The sequence below is a fragment of the Gammaproteobacteria bacterium genome (assembly GCA_040183005.1).
In the GTDB taxonomy this organism is placed as follows: domain Bacteria; phylum Pseudomonadota; class Gammaproteobacteria.
Window position 1 is genome coordinate 1133224 of sequence record JAMPIW010000007.1, and the last position, 12925, is coordinate 1146148.

Consider the following 12925-nt stretch of genomic DNA (forward strand, 5'->3'; position numbering starts at 1 on the left):
TCGGGCTATGCTTATCTGCAATGATAAAAGCAATCTACAAGATCATCACCGTGCTTCTGGCCCTCACTTTAATGGCGGTGCCGATGAGGATTTCCTATGCCGGAATTCATACCGCCATGGCAGAGCAGGCCTCCCCTACTTCCGGCTTGATCGGCAACAGCCATCATCACACCGATATGGACGATGCCGCATCCAATGCCGATCAATGTGAAAAAGGCCACCCCACCAAAAGTGGCACGCACGATTGTTCCTCAGGCGCGCATTGCTGCTTCGCGCTGATCACAACACGTCATGACATGACGCACGTGAGCCCATCCACACCCCGATCCACTTTAACCGTTATAGTCACCGGCATCATCATCCCCACCGCAACAAAACCCCCCAGAAACATCCTCTAAGCCCGATGTGCATGATGCACAATAGCGGCACCGGAAAACCCGTTAACTTCGTTTAATTTCGTAGGGTTCGCCCTGCGAATCTACTGACATGATCGTCATGAACGGACAACGCCCTCATCCAGAGGCTCCGGAAATCTCGTGCATGTTATTATTTTTTGTTCGCACACACTGTAGCAAACTCAAGGGAGCACAGCCATGATCGAAATCATTCCCAATTGGCATCCAATTTTTGTCCATTTCACGGTGGGTCTGCTCAGCACTTCGATAGGTTTTTTTCTACTGGCCTATCTGGTGAAAAATCAGCGCTGGCGCGAGCAGTGGCTCACCGTGGCTTACTGGAATCTGTGGCTGGGCGCCGGTTTTGCCGTCATCACCGGCGTGGCAGGGTGGTTTGCATTCAATAGTGTGAATCATGACACCCCGTCGCACGAGGCGATGATCGAACACCGTAATTGGGCGCTGGTTACCCTCGGCGTGGTGATACCGCTCGCGCTGTGGTCGTGGTGGAAATACCGTGCGGGGGCAAAGATCAATGTCATATTCCTGGGATTGCTGCTGCTCACCGGCGGACTGCTGCTATCCACTGCCTGGCACGGCGCGGAACTGGTCTACCGCTACGGCTTGGGCGTAAAGTCGCTACCCAAGGCGGAAGGCGAAGGCCACGAACATTCCCATGCCGATGGCGGCGGCCATGGTCACGGCAACAGTAGCGATGCCATGCCCGCCGCCCCCGCGCCGGACGCGACGATGGGCGAGCATTCTCCTCACGAGGATGAACATACACATGACGAACAGCAGGCGGAACCGCATGACCAACCGGCGAAAAAAGCGCCCACACACATCGACGATCCGGCAAAACCACATACACACTAACGGAGAGATAGCTTCAATGAGTAAAAAATATTGGCTGCCTTTAGTGGTTGGCATGGCCACACTTGGCGGTTGCGATTCTGGAGTAAATACGCCGCAGAAGACCATCACCACCATGACCGGCGTGGATGTCAAACGCACCCTCGACCCGAAGCTGATCGCGCAGGGCGAACAGCTTTATAAAGAGCATTGCGCGGCTTGCCACGGCGCCAAGGCGGAGGGCAGTCCCAATTGGCTCTCGGCCATGAGCCAAGGCAAATATCTGCCGCCGCCACTCAACGGCACAGGGCGGGAATGGCATAGCTCGCGCAACCAGTTGCACAACCACATCAAGTACGGTAGCGAATTTGGTAAGGGCGATATGCCGGGGTTTCAGAACAAGCTCACCGACCAGCAGATCACCGCAGTGATGGCCTGGTTCCAATCGCTGTGGCCAGACCAGCTCTACGCCGAATGGGTCACCAAGCACACGGTGGGCAGTGTATTCGTTGATGAGAGTTACCAGAAGCAGCAGTGATGAGAACGTTGATTAAAAAATTGTGCGGCATCCTGCTCCCTTGCGCCACCAATAAAGGGGGAGAGATTCCCCCCCTTTGGAAAAGGCGCACGCGCGGGGATTTGGGGAACACCCCCCCCTTTGGAAAAGGGGGGGGCGGGGGGATTTGTCGAACACGCCCTCTCCTGATGCTGGCTATGGGGCTGACTTTGGCAGCCTCCACGGCAACAGCGGAAGACATCATGACTCTAACCCTCCCCGCCGCAGAGCAATTGGCTCTGCAACGTCATCCGCTGCTTGCGCAATCTGCCGCGCAGATCGAAGAGGCGCGGGCACGCGCCCGGTCCACGGGCCAACTGCCCGATCCGCAAGCGCGCTTCGGCATGCAAAATGTGCCAGTGGACAGCCTTGCCCTGAACCGCAGTGAGATGAGCATGGTGACATTTGGCGTATCCCAGATGTTCCCTCCCGCAGGCAAACGCGCCCTGCTGCAACAGGGCGCCGAACAGGAGGCAACCGCCGCCCAGACCAAAGACCGCGACTTGCGGGGACGGATACGGCACGAGGTACACATGGCCTGGCTGGATTTTTATTTCCAGGAACGTGAACTGGCCGTGGTACGCGCAAGTTACGAGATCGCCGACCAGATCGTGCAGGCGGCCCGCGCCCAATATCGCGTGGGGCTCACGCAAGAGGCCGACGTGCTGAAAGCACAGTTGGAGCGGGATGACCTACGTGATCGCGAAGAAACTATTCTCTCGGCGCGCAGCGTGGCGCAGAGCCGTCTGGCGCGACTGATCGGCATGCCCGCCGCGGCCATCGCCGTGCCGGAGGAGTTGCCCGCACCGCCTACGGTACATACCGACGCGGAGCTGATGAAAACGCTACCCCAGCATCCCCAAGTCGCCACACTGGATGCGCAGATCCGCGGCGCCGATCTGGATCTGGCCGCAGCACGGCGCGATTACTACCCCGAGTTCGGCGTGGAGGCGATGTACGGCTATCGTGCCGCCCGCGACATGGGCGGCACCAAAATACCGGACATGTTCTCCGCCGGGATGGTGATGAGCCTGCCGCTGTGGACTGCCCAGCGCCAGGACGCCCGCGCCCAGGAGCGTCAGGCACGTCTACTTGCACTGCGTTATCAGCGCGACGATCTGTTACTGCAATTGGATCAGGATGCGCGCACACGCTATGCCGAATACACGCGCATCAAATCACGCCTGTCTCTTGTTGAGCAGACCTTGTTGCCGCAGGCCGAACAAACCGTGAGCGCCCTGCTTGCCGCCTATCGCACCGGCAAGACGGACATGGCAAGCGTGCTGCGCGCGCGCCAGGTTAGCCTTGATTATGCGTTGCGGCTGTGGCGGCTGCGTGTCGATGCGTGGATAGCCACCGCCGAATTGAATTATCTGGGCACCACTATTACAGAGACATCAGCTCATGAGCACTAACAAAACCCCCTTGCTACTGGGTGTGGCGGCGGCAAGTATCGCCATTGGCATCGGCCTGGGATGGCTGATGAAAGACCGCTCGCAATCCCCCCAGATAGTAGCGACGAGCTTGAAACCCGGCCCTACGGCCCAAGGAGAACGCAAGGTGCTGTTCTACCGTGCGCCGATGAATCCCGCCGTCACCTCCCCTGCGCCGAAAAAGGACGAGATGGGGATGGACTATATCCCTGTCTATACCGAGGCATCCCCGCAATCGCAGGGTGAACGCACGATACTGTTTTATCGTAATCCCATGAACCCGGACATCACCTCCCCCGCCCCGAAAAAAGACGATATGGGTATGGATTACATTCCTGTCTATGCCGGGGGGGCGATAGCCACAGGCCTGGTGGAGATCGACCCGCGCGTGGTGCAAAATCTCGGCGTGCGCATTGGCACCGTGGAACGCAAGCCGTTCGCCACGTCTATCGACACGGTGGGAACTGTGGCCTTCGACGAGCGCGGCGTGAGCTTCTTCAATCCCAAGATCAGCGGCTGGGTGGAGCGCCTCTCTGTAAAAGCCGTGGGAGACCCCGTACAGCGTGGCCAGCTCTTGGCGGAGATCTACGCACCTGAATTGGTCGGCGCCCAGGAAGAATTCCGAGTAGCACTCAATGGAGCCAAACGCTTTACTGATGCCTCACTGGTGAAGGATAGCGAGGCATTGCTGGAAACCGCTCGTGCACGGCTGCGGCTGCTGGATGTCTCGAACGCCGAAATTCAGGGATTGGAACAGGGCGGACCGGCACGCCGCACTATCAAGCTTTATGCCCCGCACAGCGGCGTTGTCACGGAGTTGAACGTGCGTGAGGGAGGATATGTCACTCCCGACACCCGCCTTTACAACCTGGCCGACCTGTCGCGCATCTGGGTAAATGTGGAGGTCTACGCCAGCCAACTTCCCTTCGTCAAACAAGGCGATGCAGTCACGCTGCGCCTGGCCTATATGCCGGGGCGCGAGTGGCATGGGCGCATCGACTACCTCTACCCCACCCTCAATACACAGAGCCGCACCGTGCAAGCGCGGCTGGTGTTTGACAATCCGGGCAATGTGCTGCGCCCCGGCATGTATGTGAACGCCAGCATCCAGTCCTCACCCAAAGAAAAGGCCCTCGCCGTGCCGCGCGAGGCGCTGCTGCGCACCGGCACGCAGGACGTGGTAATAGTGGCATTGGGCGAGGGGCGCTTCAAACCCGTTGCAGTGCGCGTGGGGGCGGAAAACGAGGCATTTGCCGAAATTCTTGAAGGACTGGAGGAAGGACAGCAGGTGGTACTAAGCGGACAATTCCTGCTCGATGCGGAGGCCAGCTTCAAGAACGCCATGAGCCGACTGGAGGGTGGCAATACCACACAGACACCTGAAGACCACGCGGGGCATTGAAGATGATCAACATCATGACCATGAAATCCCCCCTGCCCCACCTCAATGTAGGGTGGGTTAGGCACGCAGTATGTGCCGTAACCCACCAAGCGTTGCGTAGCAACACAACGCATTTTTTAATGAGTGCCTGGCGGCACATCTGGTGGGTTACGCAAAAAACGCTAACCCACCCTACATTTGCCTTCAGCCGCTGTTTGCAAAAAAGGGCAGGTTCATGATACCCGCCATCATCGACTGGTCCTTGCGCAACCGCTTTCTGGTGCTGCTCGCCACAGCCGCGCTCATCGCCTGGGGCATCTACGCCGCGCAAAAAACACCGGTAGATGCCATTCCCGATCTCTCCGATGTTCAGGTCATCATCAAGACCAGCTTCCCCGGCCAGGCGCCGCAGGTGGTTGAGGACCAAGTTACCTACCCCCTCACCACCACGCTGCTGTCGGTGCCTGGCGCAGCCACTGTGCGCGGCTATTCCTTTTTTGGTGATTCGTTCATCTATGTACTCTTCAAGGACGGCACTGATCCTTACTGGGCGCGTTCGCGGGTACTGGAGTACATCAATCAGGCTCAATCCCGATTACCCCAAGGCGTAACCCCAACGCTCGGGCCGGACGCCACCGGCGTGGGCTGGGTCTATGAATATGCACTAGTGGATCGCAGTAATCAGCATGACCTGTCGCAACTAAGATCACTTCAAGACTGGTTCATTAAATTCGAGCTGCAACGTTTACCCGGCGTGGCTGAAGTCGCCACCGTCGGCGGCATGGTCAAGCAATATCAAGTGGAAGTGGATCCGGTCAAACTCCTGGCCTACGGCATCGCCCTGCCACAGGTAGAAGAAGCAATCAAACGCGCCAACAGCGAAACCGGCGGTTCGGTGATCGAGATGGGGGGCGCGGAATACATGGTGCGCTCGAAGGGCTACCTGCATTCAATCGCCGATCTGCGCCAGGTGCCCTTAGGCGTATCCACCACCGGCGCGCCCATACGTCTTTCAGATGTCGCCAATATCCAGCTAGGCCCGGAACTGCGGCGCGGCGTGGCGGATCTCGATGGGCAAGGTGAGGTGGTGGGCGGCATTGTAGTGATGCGCCACGGCAGCAATGCCCAGGAGACCATCATGCACGTCAAGGACAAACTCGCCGCGCTAAAGAGCGGCCTGCCAGCCGGGGTGGAGATCGTCGAGACCTATGATCGCTCGGCACTGATTAGCCGCGCTGTCGCCAACCTGAAAGAAAAGCTGCTTGAAGAGTCGCTGGTAGTGGCGCTGGTGTGCCTGGTATTTCTGTTTCACCTGCGTTCCGCGCTGGTGGCTATCGTCAGCCTGCCAGTGGGCATACTCACAGCCTTTATCATCATGCACCAGCAAGGCATCAATGCCAACATCATGTCGCTGGGCGGCATAGCGATTGCCATTGGCGCGATGGTGGATGCCGCCATCGTGATGATCGAGAATATGCACAAGCATCTGGAGAAAGCTGCGCCGGACGCGGACCGCTGGACCATCGCGCGCGAGGCTGCACAGGAGGTGGGGCCGGCGCTGTTTTTCTCGCTGCTCATCATCACCGTCTCGTTCCTGCCGGTGTTTACCCTGGAGGCGCAGGAAGGCAAGCTGTTCGCGCCGCTCGCCTATACCAAAACCTATGCAATGGCCGCAGCGGCGGGGCTGGCCGTCACCCTGGTGCCGGTGCTGATGGGTTATCTGATCCGCGGCCGCATCCTGCCCGAACACAAGAACCCCTTGAACCGGCTGATGATCGCCGCCTATCGACCCTTCATCAACGCCGTGCTGCGCTTCCGCATCCTTACCTTGGTCATCGCCCTGGTGTTGCTGGCAACCATTGCTTATCCCTTGCAGCGATTGGGATCGGAATTCATGCCGCCGCTGGACGAGGGCGACTTGCTCTACATGCCCATCACATTGCCGTCGATCTCCATCGGCGAGACGGCGCGCATTCTGCAACAGACCGACAAAATGATCCGCCAGGTGCCAGAGGTAAAGCGCGTATTCGGCAAGGCCGGGCGCGCCGAGACCGCAACCGACCCCGCGCCGCTGTCGATGTTCGAGACCGTGGTGCAACTCAAAGACCCCAGCGAATGGCGCACCGGCATGACACTCGACAAACTCAAGGAAGAGCTCAATAACAGCGTACAAGTCCCCGGCCTTACCAACGCCTGGGTCATGCCTATTCGCAACCGCATCGACATGCTCGCGACCGGCATCCGTACCCCCGTGGGCATCAAGGTGGCGGGGCCAGATCTGGCGGGAATCGAGCGCGTCGGCAAAGAGATTGAGGCTGTAATCAAAGGATTGCCCGGCACACGCTCTGCTTTCGCTGAGCGCGTCAGCGGCGGGCGTTACATAGACATCGAAGTAAACCGCGCCCTTGCTGCACGCTACGGCCTCAACATCGCTGATGTACAAGACATGATCCGCACCGCCATCGGTGGTGAAAACATTACCACTACCGTCGAAGGACGCGAGCGCTACCCCGTCAACCTGCGCTATCCGCGCGCGCTGCGAGACTCGATGGGCGCATTGGCCGCCAGCCGCATAGCAACACCCTCGGGCGCACAGATCCCGCTCGGAGAACTCGCCACACTGCGACTGGTGGACGGCCCCCCGGAAATCAAAAGCGAAAACGCCCGTTTGAACGGCTGGATCTACGTGGACATCGCAGATGTGGATGTAGGCAGCTTTGTCGCCACCGCCAAGGCCGCCGTGGAAAAGCAAGTGAAAATCCCACCCGGATACTCACTCACCTGGTCCGGCCAGTACGAATATATGGAACGCGCCAAGGCCAAACTCAAACTGGTGGCACCCCTCACCCTCGCGCTGATAGTGCTGCTGCTCTACCTCAACTTCCGCAACCTCATGGAAGTGGCAATCATCGTAGTGAGCCTACCCTTCGCCCTCATCGGTGGCTTCTGGCTGATCTATTTATTGGATTACCAACTCTCCGTCGCAGTGGGCGTGGGCTTCATCGCCCTGGCGGGCGTGGCGGCGGAATTCGGCGTCGTCATGCTGTTGTATCTGGATCAAGCCGTAAAACGTTATCAGACAGAGGGCCGCATGAACTCCTGGGCGGATCTCAAAGCCGCCATCATCGAAGGCGCCGTCCTGCGCGTGCGCCCCAAGATGATGACCGTCGCCGTCATAATAGCCGGCCTGCTGCCCATCATGCTCAGCCACGGCACCGGCTCCGAAGTCATGCAACGCATCGCCGCACCCATGATCGGCGGCATGATCACCGCACCACTGCTCAGCCTGTTGGTGATTCCCGCGCTGTATGCGCTGTCGAAGCGGCGGCAGTTGCAATTTTAGAGTTTTTATCAAACCACACCAGGAGAGTAATACCATGAAAAAAATGTCATACCTGCTACCAGTACTGGCACTGCTCAGCCTCCCGGCATACGCCGACAACACGCACGATCACATGGCCGACATGGCGATGGGCGCAGCCAAGGTACAAGCCCACAAGGGACAGGGCACAGTGAACAAAATGGACGTGCTGACCGGCTCCGTCAACCTGACCCACGACCCCATCAAAAGCCTGGGCTGGTCCGGCATGACCATGGATTTCAAGGTCAAAAACAAAGCCACGCTGGATAAAATCAAACCCGGAACAAAAGTCGACTTTGAAGTGACAAAAGAAGCTGATGGCACGTTTGTTATTACGCGGATTACACCCGCAAAATAACACTACTTCAGTGAAAAAACGTCGGGGAAAATTCAAAGAAGATAATATTAAAATGATGATGCCATAACAAAGTACGGAGCCGCAGAGAAATACCTCAGTCCCGAACGATCACAAAACGAAAATCCATAAAAATTAAGGGGATAACGACTACTCATCACTCCCAGGGCACAAAGACGCACCCTTAATAAAACCTCATAAATTTGGGACTAATAGCACAAAATAATACACTGCTATGACACGGCATCTGCGTACAGCACCATTAATTGTTAATTTTTTAAAAACTATCCTATACTCGCAAAGTGGCCATTCCAAAAAGGGCAGGACTACCCTACAATCGGCCGCAACATAAACAATGACTTCACTATAAGTCACATTCAGGGAGGAATCACCATGTATACCCATGCCCCAAAGATTTTCAGCGTCGCAGCCATACTATCCGCATTACTGTCGCCTGCTCATGCCGCCGTTACCCTTGATCCGCTGCAAACAGGCTTGTACACCAACGGTGACGGCGTAATGAGCCGCTGGGTACAAATGACCGAGGCATGGAATGGTCAATGGGGTATCGAACAGCTCGCTGACCAAAAAGTCGTCATGGATTTACCCGCAAGCAGCTCAGACATCCTGAGAACACTTGAAACCAAGGTAAGCACCATCAATTTTTCCGATGATGTCTATCGTGAAAAATGGGCAAATACAGACGAGTGGAAGCAGTTCGTCACCCAGCCTGTACCGCTTTTCTCACCGACAGATTCGAACCAGAATGACTATGCCGCCCGATTCACCGGTTACGTAGCCATTACCACACCCGGCGAATACAATTTCGGCGTGCTATCGGATGAAGGTTTCAAATTCACACTGACGGGCGCAAACGGCTCTCACTCCTCGCAGCTTGATGGACTAAATCCGCGAGAGCTTGTCGGATTCGACTCAAATATTGCGATGCAGGCTGGCGTCTATCAATTCACCCTGGACACCTACGAACACACCCAGGCAGGCGTCATCAGTCTCAACTGGTGGCACGGGCCAGGGGCTTCTGAGTTTGGGTTAATTCCCCAGTCCAGCTTATTCAGCGCCATACCCCCCGTGCCGGAACCCGAAGAATGGTTGCTGTTCGCAGCGGGGTTACTGACGCTGGCCTGTTATTTTCGGAAAAACCAACCAGCCGCCTCCCCTGCAGCTGAAGCTTAATTTTAACTCACAACCATGACACGGCAACCCCTCGCGTCGCTGGGCCGCCGCATCGTCCACATCCTGGCGATCCTCGGCGGCTGGTTTATCTACTTCTGGCTATGGTGGCGCGTCATTTATGTCTACGACCAGGGCCTGAGTCCGCTGCTGGCCCTGTTTCTCGTCTGCGTAATCATTGTCGTCCCCACCATCACCGTGATTTGGATCCTGCACAATGTTCGCATCTTCAAGCGCAAAGGTTCACGGCAAGGCCACACCGCCGTTGAAGACAATTATGTCTCCGACTGGAAGGGACGCCGTGTAACGGCAGACTGGCAGAGTATCAAGCAAGCATCAAGCATAGTCATTTCGGTGAGCGGAAACGACAAGCAATTCGAGGCCCGATAACCCCGCCACAGCACTTTACCAATATAAGAAGACAAATGGACGCACTCTCGATAATCACATGGATTGATAACAGCCTGCTGTATGCGGCAACGCTCGGCTTTTTTGCCCTGTACCCAATGATCACCAGTGTCATGTGGGTCACGACCTCAATGTTTTTCCGCTGGCGACAGGAGAAAAACACCACAATACCGCCAGACACTGTAACAACTTATACACCGAAAGTTTCGATACTCATTGCTGCGCACAATGAAGAGGCAGTCATCGAGGCGTCGCTGAAAGCAGCGCATGCAATCGACTACCCCGACTTTGAGATCGTAGTAATCGACGATGGCTCCACAGACCAGACGCCGAGTATCGTTGCACGTTACCGCGAGTCCCATGGCGTCCGCCTGATCCGCAAAACCATTAACGAAGGCAAAGCCATGGCGCTCAACGATGCCCTGCCCTGCCTGCGTGGCGAAATCGTGCTGATTCTTGACGCCGACGCCGAACCCGAACCGCAGGCGCTGCGGTACATGGTGCGCCACTTCGAGAGCGCGCGGGTAGCGGCTGTCACCGGTAACCCGCGGGTTAAAAACGCCACTACCCTGCTGTCCAGCTTGCAGCTCATGGAATTCACCTCCATCGTCAGCCTGCTGCGCCGCTCGCAGCGCGTGTGGGGCCGCCTTCTCACGGTATCCGGCGTGGTATCGGCCTTCCGCAAGGACGCCATTCTCGATGTCGGCGGCTTCAGCCCTGAGATGCCGACTGAAGACATTGAACTTACCTGGAAACTGCAAAAGCGTTTCTACGACGTGCGCTACGAACCGAATGCGGTGATCTGGATGATCGTGCCCGAAAAGTTACGCGGGCTCTATAAACAACGCCTGCGCTGGGCGCACGGTCTGATGCAAGTATTGCGCAAACATTACGACATCATGCTGCACTGGAAATACCGCCGTATGTGGCCAGTGTATATAGAGTCGGTGCTCTCGATAGTGTGGGCCATGTGCTTCGTTACGCTTTCTATTCTTTGGGGAGTATCGTTCAGCCTCGGCCACACGCCTATAGGTGCAAACCCGTTACCCAACATCTGGGGTATGCTCATCGCCACATTCTGCCTGCTGCAATTGCTGGCCGGGGCAATGATGGATAAAAAGTACGACCCGCACATCATGAAATATTATCCATACGCGGTTTTTTATCCGATCATTTACTGGATGCTGATGTCTCTCACGACTGTAATCTCAATGACAGCGTTGTTCAGGAAACCGGCCAAACAGGCAGTACGCTGGGATACTGCACGTAATGGCAAAATGGCGTAAGCGAAGTGATCAAGATGAAAGCAAGGACCGCGCCCCTGTTGTTATTGGGCTTATCAGCGCTATTACCGGGATTGTCATGTGCTGGAATGCGTGAAGACGCCAGGCAACTTGTCGATCAAAAGAATTTTCCCAGCGCCCTGGAACTGTATGACCGGCTTCTTGCCGAAACACCTGATGACGCCGATCTTCTGATTGAAGCTGCTCGCGTCAATGCCTGGGCAGACCGGCACAAGGAAGCGATAGCACTCTACCGGCGCGTGCTCGACGTGGCACCGCAGCGCCGCAATGACGTGCTGCTACAGCTGGCATGGCAACTGACCTGGTCGGGCCGACATAAGGACGCGGCACCCCTGTTCCGCGAAGCCCTCGCCACCGATCCTGGCAACCGCGAAGCCCGGCACGGCCTCGCCGAAGCGCTCAGCGGCGACAACCGGCTGACGGAAGCACTGGGCGAATATCAAAAGTTGATCTCCTCCGATACCGGCGACATGAGAGCGCGGCGCAGCGAGGCGCGCCTGCTTTTATGGATGAACCGTTACGCCGAAACCGAACAGCGTTACCAGGCGATGCTGCGGGAAAATCCCGATGATAAGGAAGCGGCTCTTGGACTGGCTCGCACACACAACTGGAGCGGCAGACACTTTCTCGCTGCACGCGAATATGAAGCCGCCGCCAGAAAATGGCCCACGGACGAAACAATCAAAACCGATCTGGCGACGACGCAACGCTGGGCTGGAACCGACAATCTCGCCCTCGGTACACTGGCCGGGATACCTGAGAACAAAGCCACCGCCCTACGCCGTCAAACCAGGATAGACTCACTCCGCGGGCTGCGCTTCGGCGCCACCACTTCTTATGACACAGACAGGCTGCGCATTCACGCCGAAACCCTGGCTTTCCGTTACCCATTCGATGCAACCCGATTACTGCAAACCTCGCTGCGTCTGGCACAACTAGAACAGCGTGGACAGCACGCCAACGGCAAGGAGCTACTCGTTTCCTATGGCGACAGGTTCGGCGCCTTCGACGCGCCACGAGGACTGGTGTGGCCCACCGTCAGCGCAGGCGTGCGCGACTATGATGGTTGGCAAACCTTCGCGTGGCGCGCCGGCGCAAAATGGCTGCCCGCCGACCTGTGGCGGATCGATCTCGACGCAGGCAACGAAGTGATCGAAAACATTCCCTCCGTGCGCAACAAAGTCACGTTCACGTCCCTGGGCGCAGGAACAGAAGTCAGGATCCATCCGCGCATCACTGCCGCCGCCAGCCTTGGCTTGGGGCGTTTCGATGACGGCAATGTCCGCAACCGCATGCGGGGACGCATCGAGGGCTTGGTGCTAACACAACCACGCATCACGCTCGGCTGGGAGGGTTTCCGTTTTTCCAACAGCAAACCCGACATCGTGCGCGGCTACTACAACCCGGAAAGTTATATCGAAAACAAATTGATTTCGAGCATCGAAACCACGCGTTGGGACTGGAATTTCATGGCAAGGGGAGGTTTCGGACGGCTCAGCGAAGAACCCTCGGGAATAGGCCGTGGAATCTATTCCTGGGAACTTCATGCCTGGCGCTACATCAGGGATTCGGCAAGCCTGCGCCTGTTTGTCGGCCGCTCCGACTCCGCCTTCAATTCCAGCTCAGGATTTGGCAGAGGATACGCACGCAGCTACGGCGGCATCGACTTGACGATCATTTTCTAGCCAA

Annotated in this window: 11 protein-coding genes; all 11 read left to right on the forward strand. The window is 57.2% G+C overall.

Annotation, left to right across the window (positions count from 1 at the left end; translation table 11 throughout):
• Positions 1–20 precede the first annotated feature (20 nt).
• The 11 genes from M3A44_11275 to M3A44_11325 all read left to right on the forward strand — a co-directional run bounded on the left by M3A44_11275 (position 21) and on the right by M3A44_11325 (position 12921).
• Positions 21–398, forward strand: a complete 378-nt coding sequence (locus M3A44_11275; protein ID MEQ6342207.1) for a hypothetical protein — start codon at positions 21–23, stop codon at positions 396–398.
• A 195-nt stretch (positions 399–593) separates the two neighbouring features.
• Complete coding sequence (locus M3A44_11280) at positions 594–1271, forward strand: DUF2231 domain-containing protein (GenBank protein MEQ6342208.1); 678 nt, start codon at positions 594–596, stop codon at positions 1269–1271.
• A 16-nt stretch (positions 1272–1287) separates the two neighbouring features.
• Positions 1288–1785 carry a cytochrome c gene (locus tag M3A44_11285; GenBank protein MEQ6342209.1) on the forward strand — a complete coding sequence of 166 codons (498 nt, stop codon included), beginning with the start codon at positions 1288–1290 and terminating at the stop codon, positions 1783–1785.
• A gap of 176 nt (positions 1786–1961) precedes the next feature.
• Positions 1962–3218, forward strand: a complete 1257-nt coding sequence (locus tag M3A44_11290) for a TolC family protein (GenBank protein ID MEQ6342210.1) — start codon at positions 1962–1964, stop codon at positions 3216–3218.
• Positions 3208–4638 carry an efflux RND transporter periplasmic adaptor subunit gene (locus M3A44_11295; protein ID MEQ6342211.1) on the forward strand — a complete coding sequence of 477 codons (1431 nt, stop codon included), beginning with the start codon at positions 3208–3210 and terminating at the stop codon, positions 4636–4638. The genes M3A44_11290 and M3A44_11295 overlap by 11 nt, the downstream gene beginning before the upstream one ends.
• 214 nt (positions 4639–4852) lie before the next feature.
• On the forward strand, positions 4853–7960 hold the full coding sequence (locus M3A44_11300; GenBank protein ID MEQ6342212.1) for an efflux RND transporter permease subunit: 3108 nt from the start codon (positions 4853–4855) through the stop codon (positions 7958–7960).
• A gap of 34 nt (positions 7961–7994) precedes the next feature.
• A complete protein-coding gene (locus tag M3A44_11305; protein ID MEQ6342213.1) occupies positions 7995–8336 on the forward strand; it encodes a copper-binding protein in 342 nt (113 codons plus the stop codon).
• Between the two features lie 390 nt (positions 8337–8726).
• Positions 8727–9527, forward strand: a complete 801-nt coding sequence (locus M3A44_11310) for a hypothetical protein (GenBank protein MEQ6342214.1) — start codon at positions 8727–8729, stop codon at positions 9525–9527.
• Between the two features lie 15 nt (positions 9528–9542).
• A complete protein-coding gene (locus tag M3A44_11315) occupies positions 9543–9914 on the forward strand; it encodes a hypothetical protein (GenBank protein MEQ6342215.1) in 372 nt (123 codons plus the stop codon).
• A 35-nt stretch (positions 9915–9949) separates the two neighbouring features.
• Positions 9950–11218 carry a glycosyltransferase gene (locus tag M3A44_11320; GenBank protein MEQ6342216.1) on the forward strand — a complete coding sequence of 423 codons (1269 nt, stop codon included), beginning with the start codon at positions 9950–9952 and terminating at the stop codon, positions 11216–11218.
• Between the two features lie 14 nt (positions 11219–11232).
• Positions 11233–12921: a tetratricopeptide repeat protein gene (locus M3A44_11325; protein ID MEQ6342217.1), complete on the forward strand. Its 1689-nt coding sequence runs from the start codon at positions 11233–11235 to the stop codon at positions 12919–12921.
• The last annotated feature ends 4 nt before the right edge of the window (positions 12922–12925 follow it).